Here is a 23919-nt window from a genome sequence, read left to right as displayed (position 1 = left end):
GATTCCAGATCGCCGGACGGGACTTAAGTGTTTGATCTCGTTGGATCAAGCGGGCATGGCGGAATTGGTAGACGCAAGGGACTTAAAATCCCTCGGTGCGCAAGCGCTGTGCCGGTTCGACCCCGGCTGCCCGCACCAGCGATTCGTCACGATTGCGCGCCTTCCGTCTCGAGGCGCTTCGGGTCGGCGCGGAAATCCAGCAACAGGATCCAGTAGCCAAGGAGGGCAATGATGAGGAGGATGAAGCTGCCCTCGAATGCCATTCCCAAGAGCGAGATCACTGCCGGAAAGGCGAGGCCGACGACGACAAATGCGGCGAGTGCCAGGGCCGGAAGATCGACGACGAGTATCGCAGCGTAAAGCGCGAGCTCGAAATAGGCATATTCCTTCAGGCGCGGCGAGCTGAGATAAAGCGCAAACATCGCCAGCACAGTGATACGCATGGCCGTGCGGGGATGATCGATCAGCCCGCGATCCAGTCGCGCCAGCAGCGATCCGCCTTCCCGCGCCGGTTGGCCGTCGACCAGGCGCAGGACGGACACGACGAAGGGCACGAGCACGAGAGCGGATGCAAACAGCGCGTAGACCGCGAATGCCGCTGTCTTGCTGCCGCCAAGGCCGGCATGATCCATGAGGTCCCGCGCAAGCAGCAACAACGATGGATTGATCTCGAAGAGATCGACCACGTGCTGGTCGGGAATCTGTCCCGCCATTGCAAGCTGCCAGCTCGCGAACAGGTCGGGGTACAGCAGCCGCGAGATGAGGATCGGCAATGCGAAACCGAAAGCGGCCACCGCGATCAACGCAAGCTTCGGACCACGCCGCAGCGGCAGGAAATAGAGCGCGGCCAACACGGGCAAGAACACCAGCTTGAACGACGTCACGAGACCGAGCAACGCAGCGCCGGCGAGCCGCAGGGGATAGCTCGGATCCTGCGTCGCTCCAGGAGCAGAGGGACGAAGCAAAAGCTGCAACGCGATCGCCGTAAGCAGGCCGCTCAGAATCGCGAAATTTCCCGTCGCTTGCACCCATTCGTAACCGATGAATGCGCCGAGCGCGCAGAGCCCCCTGAGTGCAACCTCGCGCGCACTCAGACGCGTCCGGCCAAGACCTGGCAAGAGCAACGCGCAGAGCGCGGCAAGCGCAAGAAACAGGCTCCTGTAGTGACCGACGAAGAAGCCGCCCGCGCAGAGCGGACGGAAAACGTCCAGCGTCAGCGGCAGGTAGGGATAGGACAGCTTGGTGCCCTTCAGATTCTTGACGTAGTACGGATCCAGCCCGTCGACATGCGCATCGACCGCGGCGCAATTGACGCGAATATCCCAGCCGTATTTGACATCCAGCGCAGCGTCGCCGGCGAGATTGGCGAACACCAGGAACGCGACCAGGCCGACGAGACAGGCAAGCCAGGTCTTCCGCCATGCGGTCTTCTCGGATGACCGCATCCATCGTGCGGGACTGGTGATATCGGACACTTTGATGCTTGCCTTGATGGCCTGTTTCCGCCGACGCTCCGGGTGGCGCCCCTCCGGCACAATGGCCGGGATCAATTGCGGATTCATCTCACCGGGGTGCGGTCCTGCTCCTATGGTGAATCGACCGTTGCCGACCTGGGGGGCACAGCGGAAATCATGAACCAACGACCTTTCTTTCCGTCGTGGAACCGCGTTGTCACAGCTTCGATTTACACAACCTTAGATTATTGCACTCTACAGCGTAGCAAGTCTGCTTCCGGACGAGCAGGCCCAAAAGCATCGCGGACCTTTGACCGTCCGTTTCCACCGTAAGGGACCGAGATGGATGCGCGCGCGAGCTGGAGCAGCAGGCAAGACGGCAGCTCCGGCACCGTCCAGTCCAGGTCAACCTTCGGAACCTATGCGTTCCTGATCACCTTTGCCTGTGCCTTTTACCTATCCAATGCATCGCTCCTGCTTGGTCATTATGACCTGGGATGGCACCTCGCCGCCGGCGACTTGATCCGAGCGCACGCGGCCATTCCCTTCCAGGACCCCTGGTCGTTCACCCTCGGCGACAAGCAGTGGTTCAATCTCTCCTGGCTTTGGGACGTGATCGCCAGTCGGCTGGTGCAATCGACCGGCCTGACGGGTCTCGTTCTGCTCGTGGTGGCGTGCGGCGGAATGATCGTCGGATGTCTTGCATCCGCCTGTCTGAGCCGCGGAGCTTCGGCGATCTCCGTTTGCATCGCCGTCTTCGCTGCGGGCCTGCTCTATCCCGCTTATGAGGCGGCCCCCAACATCTATCTCGCCGCTTCGCCCAACGTCGCGACGATGCTGTTCTGCGTGGTCTTCTACAGGGCGTGCCTCGCGGGAACCAAATCGTTGCTGTTGCTGCCCGCGATGATGGTGCTTTGGGTGAATTTGCACGGCGGCTTCCTGATCGGATTCCTCGTCATCGGCGTGTTCTGCGGCACCGCTCTGCTTCAGCAGGATTGGCCGCGCTGCAAACGATATGGCCTTGCGGGACTAGGCTGCGCGGCCGCAGTGCTCGTCAATCCGCTGGGCTGGCGCATCTATGACGGCGTGACGGCGACGATGGGCCACTTCGTGCAGGCCAACATCGGCGAATGGCTGCCCTACTCCCACAATGTTGAAATGCCCGGAAGCATCCCCGGCATGATCTACATGGCGGCCTTTGTAGCGCTCGAGGTGTGTCGCGGACGGCAGTCTCCCATTCCCTTGCAGTCGAGACTGCTCGCCTGGCTCTTCCTCCTGCTGGGCTTCTATCAATTCAGGTACATGTCCTTCTTCTTCCTGTTTTCTGCACTCCCGCTGGCCCTCCACATCGATCAGTTCCTGCCGGGAAGCCCGCCGGCGCGCGAGATTCAGAAATCACTGCTGATTGCAGGCCTGACCGGGGCGCTCGCGCTGCCGATGATCTTCCTGCATGTGGCGCCGGAGCTCGAACTTCCGCAAATGGTGTCGGAACAGGATGCCGACCATCTCAAGGCGCACCTGCCTCATGCGCGGCTCCTGAACCACTGGAACGCTGGCGGGCTCTTGATCTATTACACCCGCGGCGCGGTGCCCCTGTTCGTCGACGGTCGGGCGGCGACGGCCTATCCCGACGATCTGCTGCATGACTATTTCAAGCTGGTTCGAGAAGACATCGACGAGACGGCCTGGGACACCATCATCGACAAATATCGGATCGATGCGGTGCTCTGGGTGAAGGATCACAAGCAGCTGCGCCAGTTCCTGGTGGAAAGACGGGGCTGGCGCGAAGACTATGCGGGCCAGTATGTGAGCGTTTACGTCAAGCCGTAGCTGGGCTGAGCTCAACGCCTCCATCGACCGCGTCTTCACCATTTGTTGTCCGTCCGGAGCCCCGCCGGACAGCCATCCCGAAACATGGGTTGTGCGATGCAGCACGGGCTTTAGATATACCCTCTGAAATCAGAGGTGAGCTGCTTGTCCGACGTCAATGCCGACGATTGGGTGTCCGCCGGACACCGCCCCATGGGGTTTCCCGAATTCGTCATCGTGATCGCGTCCATCATGGCGCTGAATCCGCTTGCGATGGACATGATGCTGCCGGCGCTGCCCAACATCGGCGCGGCCTTCGACATTCCCAATGCCAACCATCTCCAGCTCGTGCTGTCGACCTTCCTGATCGGCTTCGGCGCGGGGCAGTTCGTCATGGGCCCGCTGTCGGACCGGTTCGGACGACGGCCGGTGCTGCTCGGCGGCATGGCAGTCTACGTGGTCGCAAGCGTGCTGGCGGTCGCGGCGCCCTCGTTCGAAACCCTGCTGCTCGCCCGTGCGCTTCAGGGCCTCGGCACCTCGGCAACGCGCGTGATCGCGACCTCGATCGTGCGCGACTGCTATGCCGGACGTCGCATGGCAAGCGTGATGTCGCTTGCGATGATGGTGTTCATCGCCGTGCCTGTGATCGCGCCGTCGTTCGGACAGGCGGTGCTGCTGGTCACGCAATGGCGCGGCATCTTCGTCGTGCTGATGCTGTACGGCTTGCTCGCACTGGCATGGAGCGTGCTGCGGCTGCCTGAAACCCTTCCCGAACAGGAACGCCGGTCGCTCGCGCCCGCCGACGTGTTCTCGGCCTTCCGGCAGACCGTCACCCACCGCCAGACCATCGGCTATGCAACGGCCGCCGGTTGCGTCATCGGCGCGCTGTTCGCCTTCGTCTTCTCGGCGCAGCAGGTGTTCACCGGCATCTATCATCTCGGCCACTATTTCCCGCTCGCCTTTGCCGCGATCGCGGCTGGCACCGCGCTTGCCGGCTTCATCAATGCAAAGCTGGTCGGGCGGCTCGGAATGCGCGTGATCTCGCATGGCGCGCTGACGCTCTACACTCTGGTCGCGGCCGCAATGCTGCTGAGCGAAATCCTCGGCATCTTGCCGTTGTCCCTGTTCATGGTGCTGTCGGCCCTGATGATGTTCTCGTTCGGCATGATGGTCGCCAATTTCACCGCGCTCGCGATGGAGCCGCAGGGTCACATCGCCGGCACCGCCTCCTCGCTCTACGGTTCGATCACCACGCTGATCGGCATCGTGGTCGGAACAGCGATCGGCCAGAGCTTCGACGGCACGCTGCTGCCGTTCTCGGTCGGCTTCTTCCTGTCGACGCTTGCCGCGCTCGCGATCGTGCTGGTGGTCGAGAAGGGGCGGCTGTTCAAGCCTCGGCACCGCCCCATCGTGTGAGGAACCTCGTGCGCCCATCGATGTTGTCCTGCAGCAAATTCGAGAGGCGGATTCAAATGGAATTGGAACAGCGCGACGAACGTTACGAGTCGAACCCGCAGCGCACGGAACGTGTGGCGAGGCGCGACGAACAAGCCGCGGTCAAGCCGCCCTTTGCGAGCGAAGGGCTCGAGCAGGTCCGCGACAGCCATTGCTGAGACACCGGCTCTAATCCAGGCTGCGCTTGCTGGCACTGAGGTCCTGCGCGGCACTCTCGGGTGATGCGTCGGGCGGCACCATCAGCGCAATTACATGACGCCTCACCCCGGACCGCCCCCACAGCGAGGCCTGTACGGTAAATTCGCGCCTGACACAATTGCCGGCGCGTGAGGACACGGATTCCATCCAGCGGCTGCAGTCGTGCTGGCCCTCGAAACAGAGTGCGGCCCAACCGCGACCGGCCGCGGCCTTGCGCTGCAGTCCCCAATTATGTTGATGCGCGAACGGCCGTGCATAAGGCGGATGATCCGGACTGTAGAAGGCCGTGGCGAAAGCAAGTGAATCGTCGCCGCTGACCGCACTGAGCGCCTCGCCGGTCAGTTCGTGCCATTGCCGGGTGAGTTCGCTTGCGGCTTGCGCGTAAAAATTCCGCCCCTCCTCGTAACCGTGGACATTGCGATAGACGGCGTGGATGGGTGCTGCGACCAGGACGGCGACGAGCGCAACGCCTGCCGCAATGACCGTGACGTTGACCGTGTAGAAGCGCTCCACCGGAAAGCGCGCGCCGCAAACGATCAGCACGACGAACAGGAACAATCCCTGCAAGGCCCACAGCGAAGGCAGATCCGTGCCCATCGCAAGCGATGTCAGGATCGGCAGGACGATGGTGCCGACGGCGACATAGAACAGAAGCCAGAGGCCCGGGCTCATAGCCGCGAAGTCGGCCGGAAACTGTCTGAGCCGCGTGCCCGCGATGAACCCCCAGATGACGGCGGGGACGCTGATCGCCGCAATGAGGCCCAGCAGAAAATTCTTCGCGTCGCCGAGCGAGCTCACGGTATCGCTGTTGGCATGGGCCAGCGCGTAGCTGAAGGTCGACGCGCCCGTGGTCGCGAGCCAATAGATGTGCGGCGACAGCACCGCAAGCCCGGTGACGGCCGAAATCCAGGGTGAGGCCGAGGTGAAATAGGCGCGACGCGCCGGATGCACGAGCGCGGCAAATCCAAAGCTCGCGACCAGGAAGACCGAGTAGTATTTTCCGACCATCGCGAGCGCCGCGGTGCATCCGGCCGCAATCGCCCATCCCGCATGGCGAGTCTCGAAGGCGCGCAGGAAGCACCACGTGGCAAGCGGCCAGACCGCGAGCAGCACGGTGTTGGCATTAAATCGCTGGGCGTGGAACTGATAGACCGGCGTCAGCATCAGAAGCAGCAGCACCAGGACGCGCTTGTGACCGGTGACGAATTGCCGCGCCACGCAATCGACGAAGAACAGCGCGAGCCCCGCATTCACCATCGCCATGAGTTGCAGCGAGAAATCGCTGAGCGGGAACAGGAAGGTCCAGCTTGCTGCGGCCCAGCCCATCAACGGCGGGTGCTTGTGATAGCCGAAGGCGAAATTGCGTCCCAGCGTCCAGGCCTCGAGCGTATCAGGGTGCAGGCCGCCACCGGCATAGGCCACGGCGAGATACAGAGTCCACACCGCGACGAAGCTCGCAATGAGAAGCGGCACGGCCCAGCCCGCCTCCACGCCATCGAGCCAGCGCAACAGCGGACGGCGCCAGCGCGCCGGCGTGCGATCCGACCGTTCGGCCATCGCCTGGAATGCAAAATCGAGTGGCAACGTCTTCAAATCGACGGGAGGAAAGTGATGTCCGGGGACATACCATCTATTTCAGATCAGAAACAAATGGCAATGATTGGAAACTGGAACCCTGGCTGCCCGCCGACGAGACAGCGGCAAGAGAAACGGCGCCGCTGATGACAGCGGCGCCGCGGATGTCAGAGACGAAAGGTGCAGACGCACCGTTCCGTCGACCGACTTTCCTTACTCCGACTTTCCTTACTCCGACTTGCCTTACTCCGATTTGCCTTACTCCGATTTGTCGATGTTCCAGAAGATCGGGGTCGCCGGGCCGTCGAGCACGCCGGTGAGCGACTTCCGCCACGCGCTCGGTGCCAGGTACTGCCCGAGCGGGATGTAGATCACCTGGTCATAGGCTTCCTTCTGGATCTCGGTCGCGATCTTCTTCTGATCGTCGAGCGAGGCCGCGCGCACGAAGTCGTCCTTGAGCTTCTCGATCTTGGCGTCTTCCGCCCAGCCGAACCAGCCGCCCTTCTTGCCCTGGCCGCCGATCGAGAGATTGGCGATCGGGTTGGACACGTCGGCGCTGACCCAGTTGGTGAAGAACATATTCCAGCCGCCCTCCTTCGGCGGCTTCTGGCTGGCTCTGCGGCTCACCACCGTCTGCCAGTCGGTCGCTTGCGCGTCGACCTTGAAGCCGGCTTCGCGGAGCAGCTGCACCGCGACCGTCGGCTGCGCCTTCAGCGTCACGACGTCGCCGGGCACCATGACGACAACGGGCGTGCCGTCATAGCCGGACTCGGCGAGCAGCTTCTTGGCTTCCGCCATGCCGTTGCCCTTGACCAGCGATTCGGAGCCGACGTCGGTCGCGAACGGCGTGTCGCAGATGAAGAAGGCGCCGCAGATCTTGTAGTACTTGGGATTGCCGACGAGCGCATCGAGCACGTCCTTCTGGTTCATGGCCAGAAGGGCGGCGCGGCGGATCTTCTGGTTATCGAAGGGCGGATACAGGAAGTTCATGCGGCCGAGCGTCTGGTAACCGAACTTGTTCAGCGTCTCGACCTTGAGGTCGGGATTGCCCTCGAGCACCGGCAAGAGATCCCACGGCGGCACTTCCATGAAGTCGATGTCGCCGGATTGCAGCGCGTTCACCGCAGTCTGCGAGTCCGGCATGGTGATCCACTCGACCCGGTCTACCTTCACGACCTTGCCGCCGGCAGTCCAGCTCGCCGGCTCCTTGCGCGGCACGTAGTCGGTGTTCTTTTCATAGACCGCCTTCACGCCGGGCTGGAATTCGCCCTGCACGAACTTGAACGGGCCCGAGCCGATCTGTTCGGGGATCTGCTTGTCCGGCGGCGTCTCGGCGAGGCGCTTCGGCATCATGAAAGCCACGCGCGAAGAGGGTTTTCCGATGGAGTCCAGCACGAGGCCGTAGGGCTCCTTCAGCTTCAGCGTGATGGTCTTGGCGTCGGTCGCCTCGATGCTCGCAGTGAACTGCATCATCTGCTGGCCCATGCCGTCGACCGCGGCCCAGCGCTTCAGCGAGGCGACGCAATCCTCAGCCGTCACGGGCGTGCCATCATGCCACTTCAGGCCGTCGCGCAGCGTGAACGTATAGGTGAGCTTGTCGTCGGAGATCTTCCAGTCGGCCATCTGCGGCTGGATCTTGAAGTTCGAATCCGTCGCGATCAGCGTGTCATACACCATGTAGCCATGATCACGCGTGATGTAGGCGGTGGTGAAGATCGGATCGATGATGCGCAAATCCGAATGCATCACCGCGGTGACGGTTTTGCCCGCTGCGAACACCGGCGATGCCATCGCCGTTGCGAGCGCGACCACCGACAGTGCAAGGGTGGAGGCGAACGCGCGACGCCCCCGGCGCATCAAGCTCAACATCGAAAGTTTCTCCTGACGTGAAACTGTTCAAAGGCAGGTTATTCGTTGAGCATGAGGTTCGTTCTTTGGGCGAACCAACCTCACGCAATGCCTTTGTCTTTCCGAGACTTGCAGACAGTCTTGAGCGCGTCAATCCGGTTTCAATGCAAGCCCCGGCATCGCACGCACGGGCTCCACAAGGATCGGTTTGGCTCTACAACTTCTCCCGCTTGTCCTGCCGACGCTCATGCAATGCGCATTCCATCTTCAAGCTTGAGAGACATTCAGATGAATCCAGCCAATCTTCCCTTCGATTCCGAGGCCATGCTCGAAGGCCTGCGCAAGTGGGTGGAATGCGAGAGCCCGACATGGGACGCAGGTGCCGTCAACCGCATGCTCGATATCGCAGCGCGGGATATGGCGATCATGGGTGCGACCATCGAGCGCATCGCCGGCCGTCAGGGCTTTGGCGGCGTCATCCGCGCGCGTTTCCCGCATCCCAGGCAAGGCGAGCCGGGCGTCCTGATCGCCGGCCACATGGATACCGTGCACCCGGTCGGCACGATCGAGAAGCTGAAATGGCGGCGCGAGGGCAACAGATGCTACGGCCCCGGCATCTTCGACATGAAAGGCGGCAACTATCTCGCGCTCGAAGCGATCCGGCAACTTGCGCGGGCGTCGTTCACCACGCCCCTGCCGATCACCATCCTGTTCACGCCGGACGAGGAGGTCGGCACGCCCTCGACACGCGACATCATCGAGGCGGAAGCGGCGCGCAACAAATATGTGCTGGTGCCGGAGCCTGGCCGCGCGGACAACGGCGTCACGACCGGACGTTACGCCATCGCGCGATTCAATTTGGAAGCGACGGGACGGCCGAGTCACGCGGGCGCAACGCTGTCGGCAGGACGCTCGGCGATCCGCGAAATGGCGCGGCAAATCCTCGCGATCGACGCGATGACGACGGAGGACTGCACCTTCTCCGTCGGAATCGTGCATGGCGGCCAATGGGTCAACTGCGTTGCCACGACTGCCACCGGCGAAGCGCTTTCGATGGCGAAGCGCCAGGCCGATCTCGACCGAGGCGTGGAGCGCATGCTGGCACTATCGGGCACTGCCAATGACATCACGTTCAGGGTGACGCGCGGGGTGACGCGGCCGGTGTGGGAACCGGATGCCGGCACGATGGCGCTGTATGAAAAGGCGCGCGGCGTCGCCAAATCTCTCGGCGCGGAATTACCGCATGCGAGCTCCGGAGGCGGCTCAGACGGCAATTTCACCGGCGCGATGGGCATTCCGACGCTCGACGGCCTGGGCGTGCGTGGAGCCAATGCTCACACGCTGGAAGAGTATATCGAGGTCGAGAGTCTCGTTGAGCGTGGCCGGCTGATGGCGGGGCTGCTCGCGACGCTGGAGTGACGCTACTGCGATCACCGCCGTCATGCCCGGGTCAAGCCCGGGCATGACGGGCTTACGAAGTTCCGGCTGGATGGCACGGGAATTGCTGAAATGTTAGGTTGGTGGCAGAACGGACAACGACCGCTGTCGACGATTTGACTCTCATCTGAACGGATCCCGCTTGCTCGGATATCTCATTCGCCGAATCTTCGCCGCGGTGCCCGTGATGGGCGTCGTCGCGCTGTTTGTGTTCCTGCTGCTGCGGCTGACGCCGGGCGATCCGGCCGCGATCCTCGCCGGCGACAACGCGACGCCGGAAAGGCTCGAGCGCATCCGCACCTCGCTCGGCCTCAACGAGCCCCTGATCGTGCAGTTCATCACCTGGGTGAACAAGCTGCTGCATGGCGATCTCGGAACATCGCTGATCTCCAACCTGCCGGTCATGAAGATGATTGGCCAGCGCGTCGAGCCGTCGATCTCGATCGCGCTCTCGACCATCATCCTCGCGGTCATCGTGGCCGTGCCCTTGGGCGTCGTCGCGGCCTGGAAGCACGGCACCTGGATCGACCGCTTCGTCATGGGGCTTTCCGTGCTCGGCTTCTCGGTGCCGGTGTTCGTGGTCGGTTATGTCCTGATCGAAGTCTTTGCGATCGACCTGCGCTGGGTGCCGGTGCAGGGCTTCAAGAGCATCTCGGCCGGCTTCGGCCCCTTCCTCGAGCGCATCATCCTGCCGACCTGTGCGCTCTCCTTCATCTATATCGCGCTGATCGCGCGCATGACCCGCGCGGCGATGCTCGACGTGCTCGGCGAAGACTACGTCCGGACGGCGCGCGCCAAAGGCATCAACGAGGTCGCAGTGATGATGCGGCACGCGTTGCGCAATGCCGCAGTGCCCGTGATCACCGTCATCGGCACCGGCTTTGCGCTGCTGATTTCCGGCGTCGTCGTCACCGAAAGCGTGTTCAACATCCCCGGCATCGGCCGTCTCACCGTGGACGCGGTGCTGGCGCGCGACTATCCGGTGATCCAGGCGATGATCCTCTTGACCTCGCTGATTTACGTCGTCGTCAATCTGCTGATCGACGTCGCCTACACGCTGCTCGATCCCCGGATCAGGTACTGAGGCTAGGGACAACAACAAAATGACCGTCGACAGCCTCCCCCAATCCTCCATTCCGATCACGTCGCCGCTGCGGCCCCGCTTCGGCTTTCTCACCTCGACGCCGATCATCGCGGCGGCCACGATCCTGCTCGCGCTGATCGTGCTGACCTCGATCCTGGCGCCGCTGATCGCGCCGCATGATCCGATCCAGCTTGCGCCGTCGCAACGGCTGAGGCCAGCCTCGGCGCAGTTCCTGCTCGGCACCGACGCCTATGGCCGTGACCTGCTGTCGCGCGTCATCTATGGCGGCCGCATCTCCCTGCTGATCGGCATCGGCTCGGCGGTTCTGTCGGTCGTCATTGGCCTCGCGATCGGCCTCGTCTCCGGCTTCTTCAAGCTGATCGATTCCGTGCTGATGCGCGTCATGGACGGCCTGATGGCCATGCCGAGCATTTTGCTCGCGATCGCCGTGGTGTCGCTGTCGGGCGCCAGCATCTGGACCGTGCTGATCGCGATCACCATTCCTGAAATCCCGCGCGTGGCGCGCCTGGTGCGCTCGGTGGTGCTGTCCGCGCGCGAGGAGCCTTACGTCGAAGCCGCAATCTCCGTCGGCTCCAGCCTGCCAAAAATCATGTGGCGGCACCTGATGCCAAACACGATCGCGCCGATGATCGTCCAGGGCACCTATGTCTGCGCGTCGGCGATCCTCACCGAGGCGATCCTGTCCTTCCTCGGCGCCGGCATCTCGCCGGAGACGCCGACCTGGGGCAACATCATGGCCGAGGGCCGCCAGTATTTTCAGCTCAAGCCGACGCTGATCTTCTGGCCGGGCCTTCTGCTCTCGATCGCCATCCTCAGCATCAACCTGATCGGCGACGCCGCTCGCGATGCCCTCGATCCCCGCATGAAGCAGCGGGAGGGCAAGTGATGAGCGATCAAGTGATGACCAAGGACGTCGTTCTCGACATCCACAACCTCGTCGTCTCCGTCGGCAACAAGCCGGGCGCGCCAAAGATCATCGACGGCATCTCGATCCAGGCGCACGAAGGCGAGACACTGTGCCTCGTCGGCGAAAGCGGCTCGGGCAAATCGGTGACCTCGCTGACCACCATGGGTCTCTTGCCGAAGGGCACGCTGGTCCCATCAGGCGGCAGCGTCAAGCTCGTCGGCGAGGAGATCCTCACCACGACCGACCGCCGCCTACGCCAGCTGCGCGCAACCAGGATGGCGATGATCTTCCAGGAGCCGATGACTGCGCTCAATCCGGTGGTGCCGGTCGGCCGCCAGATCGACGAGGTCCTGCGCGCCCACACCAAGCTCGACGGCAAGGCACGGAGGAAGCGCATCCTCGACATGATGGAGCAGGTGCATCTGCCCCAGGTCGAGCGCATCTTCGCCTCCTACCCGCACCGCCTCTCCGGCGGCCAGCGCCAGCGCATCATGATCGCGATGGCCCTGGTGCTGGAGCCGAAGCTCTTGATCGCGGATGAGCCAACCACCGCGCTCGACGTCACCACGCAGAAGCAGATCCTGTCGCTGATCCGCGAGCTCCAGCGCGACCATGGCACGGCCGTGCTGTTCATCACCCACGACATGGGCGTGGTCGCGGAAATCGCCGACCGGGTCGCGGTGATGCGACAGGGCCGGCTGGTCGAAACCGGTCCGCTCGAGACCGTGTTGCGCAATCCCACGATGGAATACACCCGCAACCTGCTCGCCTCGGTGCCGAGCCTGGTGCCGCGGCCACCGCGTCAGGCGAGCAAGGAGCCTGTCGTGCTCGAGGCCAACGACCTCAGCAAGATCTACAAGGAGCGCACGTTCTTCGGCCAGGGACGCGAGGTCATTGCCGCCGACAGGGTGACGCTGACGCTGCGCAAGGGCCGCACGCTCGGCATCGTCGGCGAGAGCGGCTCGGGCAAGTCCACCGTCGCGCGCTGCATTGTCCGTCTGATCGATCCGACCTCCGGCGGTGTCCGCCTCGCCGGCCGCGAGATCGCCGACATCTCGCGTCGTCTGCTGCAGCCGCACCGGCAGAAGATCCAGATCGTGTTCCAGGATCCCTACCGTTCGCTCAACCCGCGCATCAGCGTCGGCGAGAGCATTGCGGAAGGCCCGATCAACTACGGCACCTCGCACGCTGCTGCGATGAAGCGGGCGCGCGAGCTGCTCGAGCTCGTCGGCCTGCCGGCCGACGCCGTGTCGCGCTATCCGCACCAGTTCTCCGGCGGCCAGCGCCAGCGCATCGCCATTGCGCGCGCGCTCGCACTCGACCCGGACGTGCTGGTCGCGGACGAAGCGGTCTCCGCGCTCGATGTCTCCGTGCAAGCGCAGGTGCTGAAACTGCTCGATGAGATCCAGAAGCGGCTCGGCATCGCCATCCTGTTCATCACCCACGATCTGCGCGTCGCCGCACAAATCTGCGACGAGGTGGTGGTGATGCAGCACGGCCGCGTTGTCGAACAGGGACCGGCCGCCGAAGTGCTGACGCATCCGCAGCAGGCCTACACCAAAGCGCTGCTGGATGCGGCACCGGGGCGCAACTGGGACTTTGCGAATTTCCGGCCGGTGGCGGAGGGCGTGGGGGCCGCGGTGTAGCGACATCCTCCGCTGTCGTCCCGGCGAAGGCCGCGACCCATCACCGCGGAATCTCTCGATTGCGAGTGGGAGTCCCGAACGACCGATCTTCGCAAAACTCCTCCCCGGGGTCATGGGTCCCGGCCTTCGCCGGGACGACGCCGAGAATGTTGAAGCGCCTTCCTAGACAACACTTATCCGCAGCATTCCCAAAATGGCTTGAGGCCATGCGCGGCGCGATTGTCTGCCTTGCTTGCTCTTGTCGCAAAGGCGGGTAACGTCGCGCTCGCCAGCTCATGGGACCAGCATTGATGACACGTATCGCCGTCGGCGGCTTCCTGCACGAGACCAACACCTTCGCTCCGACGAAGGCGACGTATGCCGACTTCCAGCATGGCGGCGGCTGGCCGGCGATGACCGTGGGACCCGACGTGCTGAAGGTGATGCGGCGCATCAATGTCGGGCTCGCCGGGTTCGTCGACAGCGCCGAAGCCAATGGCTGGGAACTCGTCCCGACCATCGCCTGCGGCGCGAGCCCGTCCGCGCATGTCACCAAGGACGCCTTCGAGCGCATCGTGAAGGTGATGGTGGACGGCATCAAAGCCGCCGGCCCGATCGACGCTGTTTATCTCGATCTGCACGGTGCCATGGTGACCGAGCATCTCGACGACGGCGAAGGCGAGATTTTGGCGCGGGTACGCCGCATCATCGGCAAGAATATTCCGCTGGTCGCGAGCCTCGACCTGCACGCCAACGTCACGCCGGCGATGATGGACCATGCGGACGCCTTGATCGCCTACCGCACCTATCCGCATGTCGACATGGCCGAGACCGGCCGCGCCTCGGCAAGGCACCTCGCGCTGCTCCTGAAGACGACGGAACGCTTCGCAAAATCGTTCCGCCAGTTGCCATTTCTGATCGCGATCAGCTGGCAATGCACCAATGACTTCCCTGCCAAGGGCATCTACGAAAAATTGGCAGCGCTGGAGAGTGAAACGGTTCCGACGTTGTCCTTCGCGCCCGGCTTCCCCGCCGCCGATTTCCGCGACTGCGGACCGAGCGTGTTCGCCTATGGCAAGACGCAGGACGACGCCGACCGCGCCGCTGATGCGCTCGTCAAGCTGATCGAAAGCCACGAGGACGATTTCGACGGCAAGATCTGGACTCCCGACGACGGCGTGCGCCACGCCATGGAACTTGCGAAGAGCGCGAGCAAGCCGATCATCATCGCCGACACGCAAGACAATCCCGGTGCAGGCGGCGATTCCGACACCACGGGCATGCTGCGCGCGCTGGTGCGCAACAGGGCGAGCGCGGCGACCGGCGCGATCTACGATCCCGTCTCGGCCAAGGCCGCGCATGCGGCGGGTGTCGGCGCGACGATCACGCTCTCACTCGGCGGCAAGTCAGGCATTCCCGGTGACGAGCCCTACACCGAGAGCTTCGTCGTCGAACAACTCTCGGACGGCCGGTTCATCGCGCCCGGCCCCTATTTTGGCGGACGCGAGATGGAGATGGGGCCCTCGGCGTGCCTGCGCATCGGCGACGTCCGCGTGGTCGTGAGTTCGCACAAGGCCCAGCTCGCCGACCAGGCGATGTATCGCTATGTCGGGATCGAGCCGACGAAAGAAAAAATTCTGGTCAACAAGAGCTCGGTGCACTTCCGCGCCGATTTCGAGCCGATCGCGGAGAAGCTGATGATCTGCGCCGCGCCGGGCGCGATGCCGGCCGATACCGCGTCCCTGCCCTGGACGCGCCTGCGTCCCGGCATCCGCATCAAGCCGAACGGCCCCGTTTTCACGCCCCCTTCACGCTAACAGGACAGGACACATGCCCACCATCGACCGCATCGACGGTTACGCCGACGAACTCACCGCCATCAGGCGCGACCTGCACGCCCATCCCGAGATCGGCTTCGAGGAGGTCCGCACGTCAGGCATCGTCGCCGACAAGCTGACGAGCTGGGGCATCGAGGTGCATCGCGGTCTCGGCGGCACCGGCGTGATCGGCGTCATCAAGGGAAAGGGTTCCGGCAGCAAGCGCATCGGTCTGCGCGCCGACATGGACGCGCTGCCGATGGAGGAGAACACCCAATCTGAAATGGAGTTCGAAGATCCCCGGCCGCTTCCACGGCTGCGGCCATGACGGCCACACCACCATGCTGCTCGGCACTGCACGTTACCTCGCCGAGACCCGGAACTTCGACGGTACCGTGCACCTGATCTTCCAGCCGGCCGAGGAAGGCCTCGGCGGCGCTCGCGCCATGATCAAGGACGGCCTGTTCGAGAAGTTTCCGTGCGACGAGCTTTACGGCCTGCATAACGCGCCTGACTTGAATCACGGCGAGATCGCCATCCTGCCGGGCCCGGCCATGGCCAGCGCCGACTTCTTCGACCTCCGCATCACCGGTTATGGCGCGCATGGCGCGATGCCCGAGCGTTCCAAGGACGCCGTGATCATCGCAACCACGCTGGCGCAGGCGATCCAGACCATCGTCAGCCGCAACGTCGAGCCGCTGCAGGCAGCCGTGGTGTCGATCACCCAGATCCATGCGGGCTCCGCCTACAACGTCATTCCCGGCGACGCGCATCTTTGCGGCACCATCCGCACCTTCTCGAAGGAAGTCCGCACCCTGGTCAGCGAGCGCATCCGCACCATCTGCGCCGGCATCGCCAGCGCCTATCAATGCGTGATCGACGTCGACATCCGCGACACGTTCAACGTGCTGGTCAATCAGGTCGAGCAGTCCAGGGTGGTGGAGGAGGTCGCGCGCACCGTCGTCGATCCCGCCAAGGTGATTACCCGCACCCAGCCGAAGATGGGCAGCGAGGATTTCGCCGACATGCTGGAGACCATTCCCGGCGCCTATTTCTGGGTCGGTCATGACGGCTCGGTGCCCGTGCACAATCCCGGCTTCGTGCTCGACGACAAGATCCTGCCGATCGGCGCCAGCATGTTCGCCCGGATCATCGAAACGCGCATGCCGGTGGGTTAGCAATGCAGAAACAGAGCGTCGAAGATGCAGTCACCTCGCTGCACGATCTCTCCGCGGTCGATCTCATCGCGGGCTATCGGGCAAAACAGTTCTCGCCGAGCGAGGTGCTGGAGGATTTGCTCACGCATGTCGCTGCGTGGGAGCCGCATCTCAAGGCGCTCTACGCCTTCGATCCTGACAGCGCGCGCGAGGTCGCCAAGGCCTCGACCGCGCGCTGGTCCGGCGGCGAGCCTTGCGGCCCGCTCGACGGCGTGCCCGTCACGATAAAGGACAATATCGCGACCAAGGGCGTGCCGGTGCCGCTTGGCGCTGCGAGCGTCAGGCTCGTGCCCGCCGAGAAGGACGCACCGCCCGCGGCCCGGCTGCGTGAGGCAGGGGCGATCATCTTCGCCAAGACCACCATGCCCGATTACGGCATGCTGTCCTCGGGCCTCTCCTCGTTCCATGCGCTCGCGCGCAATCCGTGGGATCTCTCCAAGAATCCCGGCGGCTCCAGCGCCGGTGCTGGCGCTGCTGCGGCGGCCGGCTATGGTCCCTTACATCTCGGCACGGACATTGGCGGCTCGGTGCGCCTGCCCGCCGCTTGGTGCGGCCTCGTCGGCCTGAAGCCGAGCTTCGGCCGCGTGCCGATCGACCCCACCTATGTCGGCCGCGTCGCCGGCCCCATGACCCGTACGGTCGATGATTGCGCGCTGATGATGAGCGTGATCGCGAAGCCTGACCGGCGCGATGGCATGAGCCTTCCCGCCGAACCGCTCAATTGGAAGGGGTTGGAGAAATCTCCACGCAAATTGCGGATCGGCCTGATGCTGGATGCCGGCGTCGGCCTCCCGGCGGAAAGGCCGGTCCGCGAGGTCGCGGTGAAAGCCGCGAAGGCGTTCGAATCCGCAGGCAGCGTCGTCACCGAAGTCGACGGCATCCTCACCCGCGAGATGCTCGACGGCCTCGACAATTTCTGGCGCGCGCGGATGTGGGACGATCTGACGAAGCTGACGCCGGCCGAACAGGGCAAGGTGCTGCCTTATATTCATAAGTGGGGCGTATCGGGCGCGAAGCTGTCGGGGGTCGACGTGATCCGCGGCTTCAACCAGACCATGGCGATCCGCGCGGCTGCGTCAAAACTGTTCTGCGAGCTCGATTACGTGATCTCGCCGACCGCCCCGAATGTGAATTTTGCGGCGGAATGGGCGTCGCCCACCAACGATCCGATGAGGCCGTTCGAGCACATCTGCTATACCGTCCCGTGGAATATGTCGGAGAACCCGGCCATCTCCCTCAATGGCGGCTTCGATGCCACAGGTTTTCCGATCGGCGTGCAGATCGTCGGCCGCCGCTTCGATGATATCGGCGTGCTCGGCCTCGCCAAGGCGTTTGAAGGCCTGCGCGGCGCGCAGCGGCCTTGGCCGAAGCCGCCGGCGCATCAGGCGAGCATCTAGCGCCTCAGCACAATTCGTCATGCGCGGGCTCGACCCGCGCATCCATCGTCTTCAGAAAAAGATGGATTGCCGGGTCAAGCCCGGCAATGACAGAATTGATTCAAGAATGACAGGGAAGGAAACCACCCATGGCGTATGAGACGATCAAATACGAGGTCGCCGAGCAGATCCTCACCATCACGCTGAACCGGCCCGACAAGCTCAACGCCTTCAATGCGCAGATGCAGGCCGAATTGATCGACGCGTTCGACGCCGCCGACAAGGACGACTATGTCCGCGCCGTCATCGTCACAGGTGCAGGGCGCGGGTTTTGCGCAGGTGCCGATCTGTCGTCGGGCGCGAACACCTTCGATCGCGACGCGCGGCGCGGGCCCGTCAAGCGTTTCGCGGACGGCAAGGTCGATTACAGCGATCCGCAGGTGCGCGACGGCGGCGGCCAGGTCACCTTGCGGATCTTCAAATGCCTCAAGCCCGTCATCGCCGCGGTGAACGGCCCCGCCGTCGGCATCGGCGTCACCATGCAGCTTGCGATGGACATCCGCATCGCGTCGGATGCCGCGCGCTTCGGCTTCGTGTTCTCCCAGCGCGGCATCGTGCCGGAGGCCGCCTCGAGCTGGTTCCTGCCGCGCATCGTCGGCATCTCGCAGGCACTGGAATGGTGCTATTCGGGCCGCGTCTTTCCGGCGCAGGAGGCGCTCGCCGGCCGTCTCGTCAGCAGGGTCGTCGCGCCCGATGATCTCTTGCCGACCGCGCGCGCCCTCGCCAAGGAGTTTGCGACCAAGACCGCGCCGGTGTCGGTGGCGCTGATCCGCCAGATGATGTGGCGCATGATGGGCGCCGACGACCCTATGGAAGCCCACAAGGTCGACAGCCGCGGCATCTACGCCCGCGGCCGTTCGGACGACGTGAAGGAAGGCGTGGTGTCGTTCCTGGAGAAGCGCCCGGCGCAGTTCAAGAACAAGGTGTCGAGCGACATGCCGGACTATTTTCCGTGGTGGACGGAGCGGGAGTACGAGTGAGGCGATGCGTGATGGAGGTCACTCCATCACCAACGCCACGCGGCCGATCGCCTTGCGGTCGAGCAACAGCCGCATCGCCTTGGCGCAATCTTGCAGCGGCAGCCGGTGCGAGATGTTCGGCCGCAGCCTGCCCTCTTCCGCCCATGTGAGCAGCGCCTTCAGCCTGATCTCGCCAAGCGCGGGATTCTTGCGCACGGCTTCGCCGGCGCGCACGCCGAGCACGCTGGCGCCCTTGATCAGCAAGAGATTGGTCTTGGCCGAGCCGATGCCGCCGGTGAAGCCGATCACCAGCAGCCTTGCGCCCCAGGCGATGCAGCGCATCGAGTTCTCGAACACCTCGCCGCCGACGGGATCGAACACCACGTCGGCGCCGCGGCCGTCGGTGATGCGCTTGACGGCATCGCGAAACGGCTCGCGGTCGTAACGCACGAGATGATCGGCGCCGCGTGATTTCGCGACCGCCAGCTTCTCGTCACTGGACGCGGTCGCGATCACGTTCGCACCGAGCATCTTGCCGATCTCCACCGCAGCAAGGCCAACCCCACCGCCGGCGCCATGCACCAGCAGCACCTCGCCCGGCTCGACCCGGCCGCGATCGATCAGCGCATGATAGGCGGTGCCGTGGCCGGCGAGATAGGTCGCCCCCTCGGCGTAATCGAAGTTTGATGGCAACGGCGTCAGCTGCGCCGGCGTGACGACCGCCTCGTCCGTGAAGGCGCCGTGGCGCATCTTGACGATGACCTTGTCGCCGACGGAAACGCCCCTCGCCTCCGCACCGACCTCGGTCACGTCACCGGCAGCTTCCATGCCGGGCGTGAACGGCAACTCCGGCTTGAGCTGATATTCGCCTGCGGCCATCAGCACGTCAGGAAAATTAAGGCCGGCGGCACGAATTGCGACACGAACTTCGCCCGGATTCAGGGCACGCGACGGCAACTCTTCCAGCCGCAACGTTTCGGGTACGCCGAGCGCGCGGCAGACGACAGCACGAGCCATCAGGCCGCGCTCGCCTTGCTGCGCAGCAGCGCCTCGCGGATCAGCGGCAGACGGTCATTGCCAAAATACATGTCGGTCTTGTTGACGAAAATCGTCGGTGAGCCGAACCCGCCGCGCGCGACAACCTCCTCCGTGTTGGCCTTGAGCTGATCCTTGATGGCCTGCTGCGAGATTCCGGCAAAGAATTTCTGCTCGTCGATACCGGCCTTCCTGCAGATCGCCGCGAGCACCGCATCCTGCGAGATGTCCTCGTCGCCGCCCCAATAGGCCTCGAACACTGATGTCGCGAACGGCACCATGTCCTTGCCGAGCCAGATGCAGCCGCGCATCGCCTTGACGCTGTTCACCGGAAACACCGTTGGCGGCATCTTGATGGCGAGTCCGGCGGAGCGCGCCCAATCGGCGAGGTCCTTCTTCATGTAGCGCGCCTTCAGCGGCACCGGCGTCTCGCGCTGCGCGTAGACGCTCGGGTTGACCGTGTTGAAGATGCCGCCGACGAGGATCGGCCTCCAGACGATCTCGGAGCCGAGCTCCCTGGCCAGCGGCTGGATGTTGTGGAAGGCGAGATAGGTCCAGGGACTGGAGCAGTCGAAGAAAAATTCGATCATGGCGTTTCCGCTCCGGCATGGCCGGTTTCAAGGCGACTTTTGTTGTTCTGTACCTCGACGTTAAGACATGGCAGACACAGGCGCAATCACAACCCGCCGGGAGGGACCCATGCTGTTTCCAACGACGATCGCCGGCTCCTTGCCCAAGCCGGAATGGCTTGCCGAGCCCAACATGCTCTGGGCACCCTGGAAGTCGGAAGGCGACGAGCTGCTGCGTGCCAAGCGCGATGCGACGCTGATCTGGCTGAAGATCCAGGAAGACGCCGGCCTCGACATCGTCACCGAGGGCGAACAGGCCCGGCAGCATTTCGTCCACGGCTTTCTCGAGAAGATCGAGGGCATCGACTTCGCGCACAAGGTCGAGATGGGCATCCGCAAGGACCGCTACAAGGCGATGGTGCCGCAGGTGGTCGCTCCGCTCCGGCTGAAGGGCCGCGTCCATGCCTTTGAGGCGCAAGTGGCGCGCACGCATACCAAAAAGAAGCTGAAATTCACCCTGCCCGGCCCGATGACCATCATCGATACGATTGCGGACCGCCATTATGGCGACCGCGTCAAGATGGCCTTTGCCTTCGCCGAGCTGTTGAACGAGGAAGCCAGGGCGCTGCAGGCCGACGGCGTCGATCTCGTGCAGTTCGACGAACCGGCCTTCAACGTCTACATGGACGAGGTCAACGACTGGGGCATCAAGGCGCTGGAGCGCGCCGCGCAGGGGCTCACTTGCGCCACCGCCGTGCACATCTGCTACGGCTACGGCATCAAGGCCAACACCGACTGGAAGGAAACGCTCGGCGCCCAATGGCGGCAATACGAGCAGATCTTCCCGGCGATCGACGCCAGTCCGATCCAGCAGGTCGCGATCGAGTGCCGCAATTCGAAGGTGCCCCTCGATCTGCTCGCGCTGCTCAAGAATAAAATCGTGCAGGCCGGCGTCATTGATGTCGCCAGCGATACGGTCGAGACGGCAGAGGACGTCGTGCAGGTGATCGACGCTGTCTCGAAATTCATACCCAAAAGCAACATCATCGCCACCACCAATTGCGGCATGGCGCCGATGCGGCGAGAGATCGCCGAGGCCAAGCTGATGGCCCTCGGCGCCGGCGCCGCGCTGGCGCGCGAGAAGCTGGGGTAGCGGCGGGGATTCGGCGCTAGGGCGGCGCGGAGGGGTGCAGCACCGGTCGATAGCCGGCGTTCAGCGTGCGGAGCGTCGATGGCGGCGTGAGCAGCGTTGCCTCGCCGGGGACTTCCTCCGCCGCGGCGTATCCCGCCGGCGACCACTTTAGCGCTCTCCCCTGCGTGACCAGATAGCTGTCCTCGCCCTGCTGAATCATCGCACCATCGGGCAGCTGGTCAAGCGGCACCGGCATCACGTGCAGCCGCTTCTTGCCGTGATCGAGCCGCTCGTGATGCAGCACGACGTCGATGTCGTGCATGCGGACATCGTGCACGCGGTTGCCCTTCTCCCACGCGGCGCGGAAGCGATTGGCATCGTCACGGCGGCAATAGAAGCAGGGACGATGGCCGGCAGCGAGCGCAGTGGCCTCGTCGAGGAAGAACAGTTCGGTCCAGCTCCGCTGCGCCATCACCTCGCGGCGGCGGCCGCGGAATTCGCAGGTGCAGGTGAGCCAGGCCGGCGACGACCAGCGCTTCTTCAGGAGCGTCTTGGTCGCGGGATCATGGATGATGCCGCGATTGCCGGTGAACATCCCGCGATAGGGTGTGGCGATGATCTCGCCAGTCGGCGTGACGCGGTTTTGCAGGGGCATGGGAGCGGTTCTGCTCCCTCTCCCCATTCTTACCGGGAGAGGGTTTTGGTGAGGGGCTGCCTCCGCAGATATGGTGAGAGAAGGACTCGCGGAGGCTCCCCCTCACCCGGATTGCATCTTCGATGCACTCCGGCCTCTCGCCGCGAGCGGGGCGAGGTGAAGCAAGATCACGCCGCGCCGTCGCGCAGCGGCGGGTGGTAGGACAGCGCGGTGTCCCAGGGGAAGAAGATCCAGGTGTCCTGCGAGACTTCCGTGATGAACGTGTCGACCAGCGGGCGCCCCTTCGGCTTGGCGTAGACGGTGGCGAAATGCGCATCAGGCAGCATCTCGCGCACCAGCTTGCCGGTCTTGCCGGTGTCGACGAGGTCGTCGACGATCAACAGTCCCTTGCCGGTGCCGCCGCCCAGCTTCATGGCCTGTTCTGAAATGCCCTTGAGGACCTGAAGCTCGCCCTGCTTGTCATGGTCGTAGCTGGCGATGCAGACGGTATCGATCACGCGCACGCCGAGCTCGCGCGCCACGATCGCGGCCGGCACCAGGCCGCCGCGGGTGATCGCGATCACCGCATGGAAGGGACCGACCTCGTTGAGCCGCCAGGTCAGCGCCCGGCAATCCCGGTGGAACTGATCCCACGACACAGGAAAGGGCCGGCCTGCCCGTTCCTCTGCGCTCAATTGCGGTGTTTCACCAGCCATTATCGTCTCCTGCTTCGCCTGTCGGCAGCTAGTTGCTAGCGCGTGATGTTCAATCCCGCCAGCATGTCCTTCACCGCCGCCATCGCTGCTGCGAGCTTGTCCGCGTCGCGCGAGCGCACCACCAGATTGGTGTTTGGCTTCTGCTCCTCGTCCATGAAAGGATAGCTGCCGATGATGGTGTCGGGATGGGCGGCGGCGATCGCGCGCAAGGGGCTGCCGATGTCGCCCTCCCGCGCATTGGCGCGGACCGATTCCGAGAGCATGCGCACGCCCGATTTCAGCTTCGGCGAGACGATGTCCATCATCGCCTGCATGATCGAGGGCACGCCCGCCATGACGATGACATTGCCGATCTTGAAGCCGGGTGCGAGGATGGTCGCGCTCTGGATCAGCTCGGCGCCATCGGGGATGCGGGCCATGCGCAGGCGGGCCTCGTTGAGGTCCTGCTCGCTCCAGCGCTCCCTGAAACGGGCGACCACTTCGGGATGATGGTCGATGCCGACGCCGAACGCCTTGGCCACGCTGTCGGCGGTGATGTCGTCATGGGTCGGCCCGATGCCGCCAGTGGTGAACACGTAGGTGTAGCGATGCCGCAGTGCATCCAACGCGGCGATGATGTCGGACTCGTCGTCGGAGACGACCCGGACCTCCTTCAGGTCGATGCCGATATTGGTCAAATATTCGGCGATGAAGCCGATATTCTTGTCCTTGGTCCGGCCGGACAGGATTTCATCCCCGATGACCAGAATGCCCGCCGTGACGATCTCGCTCATACCTTAAGTCCCTCACCTGTGGTCCCGACTTTGCCGAGGTAACGCGTTGAAGTCACGCGGTTTTGCTGCCGAAATAAGCAGTCCTCAGCCATTTTTTCAGGCAGGCCGCCAGCCGTCCCCGACAAATGCTGCTGGTCCATGCTTATCGCGCTGGCCCGCCCCTTGCTACCACATGAAAGTCATGCACTCTTGCCGCATGGCCACGGAGAACAGTCGGC

19 protein-coding genes, 1 tRNA gene and 1 pseudogene are annotated in these 23919 nt (G+C 64.0%); 13 read left to right on the top strand and 8 right to left on the bottom strand.

All coding sequences use genetic code 11. The features are described from left to right. Positions 1-49 precede the first annotated feature (49 nt). Positions 50-138 (top strand) — tRNA-Leu (locus ACVWZ4_RS25400). 8 nt (positions 139-146) lie between these two features. Here ACVWZ4_RS25400 and ACVWZ4_RS25395 read toward each other — a convergent pair. Beyond that, entirely contained in the window at positions 147-1475 is a 1329-nt protein-coding gene (locus tag ACVWZ4_RS25395) for a hypothetical protein (RefSeq protein WP_456763696.1), read from the bottom strand. A gap of 321 nt (positions 1476-1796) precedes the next feature. Here ACVWZ4_RS25395 and ACVWZ4_RS25390 point away from each other — a divergent pair, with 321 nt between their 5' ends. From ACVWZ4_RS25390 to ACVWZ4_RS25380, 3 genes are all read left to right on the top strand, one after another. Next, complete coding sequence (locus tag ACVWZ4_RS25390; protein WP_456735553.1) at positions 1797-3284, top strand: hypothetical protein; 1488 nt, start codon at positions 1797-1799, stop codon at positions 3282-3284. 144 nt (positions 3285-3428) lie between these two features. After that, positions 3429-4679 carry a multidrug effflux MFS transporter gene (locus ACVWZ4_RS25385; RefSeq protein ID WP_456704306.1) on the top strand — a complete coding sequence of 417 codons (1251 nt, stop codon included), beginning with the start codon at positions 3429-3431 and terminating at the stop codon, positions 4677-4679. A 56-nt stretch (positions 4680-4735) separates the two neighbouring features. Then, positions 4736-4876: a hypothetical protein gene (locus ACVWZ4_RS25380; protein ID WP_456704307.1), complete on the top strand. Its 141-nt coding sequence runs from the start codon at positions 4736-4738 to the stop codon at positions 4874-4876. A gap of 10 nt (positions 4877-4886) precedes the next feature. On the opposite strand, the gene ACVWZ4_RS25375 is transcribed toward ACVWZ4_RS25380, so the two are convergent. Both ACVWZ4_RS25375 and ACVWZ4_RS25370 read right to left on the bottom strand, forming a co-directional pair. Then, the gene (locus ACVWZ4_RS25375) at positions 4887-6473 is read right to left on the bottom strand and encodes a glycosyltransferase family 39 protein (RefSeq protein ID WP_456790377.1); all 1587 of its coding nucleotides are present in this window, start codon (positions 6471-6473) and stop codon (positions 4887-4889) included. Positions 6474-6749: 276 nt separating this feature from the next. Continuing rightward, a complete protein-coding gene (locus ACVWZ4_RS25370; RefSeq protein ID WP_456704308.1) occupies positions 6750-8360 on the bottom strand; it encodes an ABC transporter substrate-binding protein in 1611 nt (536 codons plus the stop codon). A gap of 267 nt (positions 8361-8627) precedes the next feature. Between ACVWZ4_RS25370 and ACVWZ4_RS25365 the strand changes: the two genes are divergently transcribed. The 8 genes and pseudogenes from ACVWZ4_RS25365 (at position 8628) to ACVWZ4_RS25330 (ending at position 18863) form a co-directional block, all read left to right on the top strand. After that, a complete protein-coding gene (locus ACVWZ4_RS25365; protein ID WP_456735557.1) occupies positions 8628-9758 on the top strand; it encodes a M20/M25/M40 family metallo-hydrolase in 1131 nt (376 codons plus the stop codon). A gap of 160 nt (positions 9759-9918) precedes the next feature. Continuing rightward, positions 9919-10860, top strand: coding sequence for an ABC transporter permease (locus ACVWZ4_RS25360; RefSeq protein ID WP_456704310.1), 942 nt, complete (start codon positions 9919-9921; stop codon positions 10858-10860). Between the two features lie 19 nt (positions 10861-10879). Further along, the gene (locus ACVWZ4_RS25355) at positions 10880-11767 is read left to right on the top strand and encodes an ABC transporter permease (protein WP_456704311.1); all 888 of its coding nucleotides are present in this window, start codon (positions 10880-10882) and stop codon (positions 11765-11767) included. Further along, complete coding sequence (locus ACVWZ4_RS25350) at positions 11767-13434, top strand: ABC transporter ATP-binding protein (RefSeq protein WP_456741440.1); 1668 nt, start codon at positions 11767-11769, stop codon at positions 13432-13434. Before ACVWZ4_RS25355 ends, ACVWZ4_RS25350 begins: the two co-directional genes overlap by 1 nt. 290 nt (positions 13435-13724) lie before the next feature. Beyond that, on the top strand, positions 13725-15230 hold the full coding sequence (locus ACVWZ4_RS25345; protein ID WP_456735559.1) for a M81 family metallopeptidase: 1506 nt from the start codon (positions 13725-13727) through the stop codon (positions 15228-15230). Positions 15231-15243: 13 nt separating this feature from the next. Continuing rightward, positions 15244-16408 (top strand): annotated as a pseudogene (locus ACVWZ4_RS25340) (M20 aminoacylase family protein). 2 nt (positions 16409-16410) lie between these two features. Then, a complete protein-coding gene (locus ACVWZ4_RS25335) occupies positions 16411-17844 on the top strand; it encodes an amidase (protein WP_456735560.1) in 1434 nt (477 codons plus the stop codon). Positions 17845-17972: 128 nt separating this feature from the next. Next, positions 17973-18863, top strand: a complete 891-nt coding sequence (locus ACVWZ4_RS25330; protein ID WP_456741439.1) for a crotonase/enoyl-CoA hydratase family protein — start codon at positions 17973-17975, stop codon at positions 18861-18863. Positions 18864-18881: 18 nt separating this feature from the next. Here ACVWZ4_RS25330 and ACVWZ4_RS25325 read toward each other — a convergent pair whose 3' ends face one another. Both ACVWZ4_RS25325 and ACVWZ4_RS25320 read right to left on the bottom strand, forming a co-directional pair. Then, positions 18882-19859, bottom strand: a complete 978-nt coding sequence (locus tag ACVWZ4_RS25325) for an NADPH:quinone oxidoreductase family protein (RefSeq protein WP_456741438.1) — start codon at positions 19857-19859, stop codon at positions 18882-18884. Further along, the gene (locus ACVWZ4_RS25320; protein ID WP_456704318.1) at positions 19859-20467 is read right to left on the bottom strand and encodes a DsbA family protein; all 609 of its coding nucleotides are present in this window, start codon (positions 20465-20467) and stop codon (positions 19859-19861) included. Before ACVWZ4_RS25320 ends, ACVWZ4_RS25325 begins: the two co-directional genes overlap by 1 nt. A 109-nt stretch (positions 20468-20576) precedes the next feature. On the opposite strand from ACVWZ4_RS25320, the gene ACVWZ4_RS25315 reads away from it, so the two are divergent. Continuing rightward, a complete protein-coding gene (locus ACVWZ4_RS25315) occupies positions 20577-21599 on the top strand; it encodes a methionine synthase (RefSeq protein WP_456741437.1) in 1023 nt (340 codons plus the stop codon). A 16-nt stretch (positions 21600-21615) separates the two neighbouring features. On the opposite strand, the gene ACVWZ4_RS25310 is transcribed toward ACVWZ4_RS25315, so the two are convergent. From ACVWZ4_RS25310 to ACVWZ4_RS25300, 3 genes are all read right to left on the bottom strand, one after another. Next, complete coding sequence (locus ACVWZ4_RS25310) at positions 21616-22233, bottom strand: hypothetical protein (protein WP_456704320.1); 618 nt, start codon at positions 22231-22233, stop codon at positions 21616-21618. A gap of 167 nt (positions 22234-22400) precedes the next feature. After that, positions 22401-22928, bottom strand: a complete 528-nt coding sequence (gene gpt, locus ACVWZ4_RS25305) for a xanthine phosphoribosyltransferase (RefSeq protein WP_456704321.1) — start codon at positions 22926-22928, stop codon at positions 22401-22403. A gap of 35 nt (positions 22929-22963) precedes the next feature. Continuing rightward, positions 22964-23701: a competence/damage-inducible protein A gene (locus ACVWZ4_RS25300; RefSeq protein ID WP_456704322.1), complete on the bottom strand. Its 738-nt coding sequence runs from the start codon at positions 23699-23701 to the stop codon at positions 22964-22966. Between the last annotated feature and the right edge of the window lie 218 nt (positions 23702-23919).

Source organism: Bradyrhizobium sp. USDA 4472 (assembly GCF_054058595.1).
Note: the sequence above shows the minus strand (reverse complement) of the source record. Positions and strands in the feature narration are given on the sequence as shown.

Excerpts from the sequence above, each read along its gene's own strand:
- ACVWZ4_RS25365 (WP_456735557.1), top strand. The coding sequence starts at position 8,628 with ATGAATCCAGCCAATCTTCCCTTCGATTCCGAGGCCATGCTCGAAGGC.
- ACVWZ4_RS25370 (WP_456704308.1), bottom strand. The coding sequence starts at position 8,360 with ATGTTGAGCTTGATGCGCCGGGGGCGTCGCGCGTTCGCCTCCACCCTT.
- ACVWZ4_RS25315 (WP_456741437.1), top strand. The coding sequence starts at position 20,577 with ATGCTGTTTCCAACGACGATCGCCGGCTCCTTGCCCAAGCCGGAATGG.
- ACVWZ4_RS25345 (WP_456735559.1), top strand. The coding sequence starts at position 13,725 with ATGACACGTATCGCCGTCGGCGGCTTCCTGCACGAGACCAACACCTTC.
- ACVWZ4_RS25320 (WP_456704318.1), bottom strand. The coding sequence starts at position 20,467 with ATGATCGAATTTTTCTTCGACTGCTCCAGTCCCTGGACCTATCTCGCC.
- gpt (WP_456704321.1), bottom strand. The coding sequence starts at position 22,928 with ATGGCTGGTGAAACACCGCAATTGAGCGCAGAGGAACGGGCAGGCCGG.
- ACVWZ4_RS25380 (WP_456704307.1), top strand. The coding sequence starts at position 4,736 with ATGGAATTGGAACAGCGCGACGAACGTTACGAGTCGAACCCGCAGCGC.
- ACVWZ4_RS25390 (WP_456735553.1), top strand. The coding sequence starts at position 1,797 with ATGGATGCGCGCGCGAGCTGGAGCAGCAGGCAAGACGGCAGCTCCGGC.
- ACVWZ4_RS25375 (WP_456790377.1), bottom strand. The coding sequence starts at position 6,473 with ATGGCCGAACGGTCGGATCGCACGCCGGCGCGCTGGCGCCGTCCGCTG.
- ACVWZ4_RS25335 (WP_456735560.1), top strand. The coding sequence starts at position 16,411 with ATGCAGAAACAGAGCGTCGAAGATGCAGTCACCTCGCTGCACGATCTC.
- ACVWZ4_RS25300 (WP_456704322.1), bottom strand. The coding sequence starts at position 23,701 with ATGAGCGAGATCGTCACGGCGGGCATTCTGGTCATCGGGGATGAAATC.
- ACVWZ4_RS25330 (WP_456741439.1), top strand. The coding sequence starts at position 17,973 with ATGGCGTATGAGACGATCAAATACGAGGTCGCCGAGCAGATCCTCACC.
- ACVWZ4_RS25355 (WP_456704311.1), top strand. The coding sequence starts at position 10,880 with ATGACCGTCGACAGCCTCCCCCAATCCTCCATTCCGATCACGTCGCCG.
- ACVWZ4_RS25350 (WP_456741440.1), top strand. The coding sequence starts at position 11,767 with ATGAGCGATCAAGTGATGACCAAGGACGTCGTTCTCGACATCCACAAC.
- ACVWZ4_RS25310 (WP_456704320.1), bottom strand. The coding sequence starts at position 22,233 with ATGCCCCTGCAAAACCGCGTCACGCCGACTGGCGAGATCATCGCCACA.
- ACVWZ4_RS25325 (WP_456741438.1), bottom strand. The coding sequence starts at position 19,859 with ATGGCTCGTGCTGTCGTCTGCCGCGCGCTCGGCGTACCCGAAACGTTG.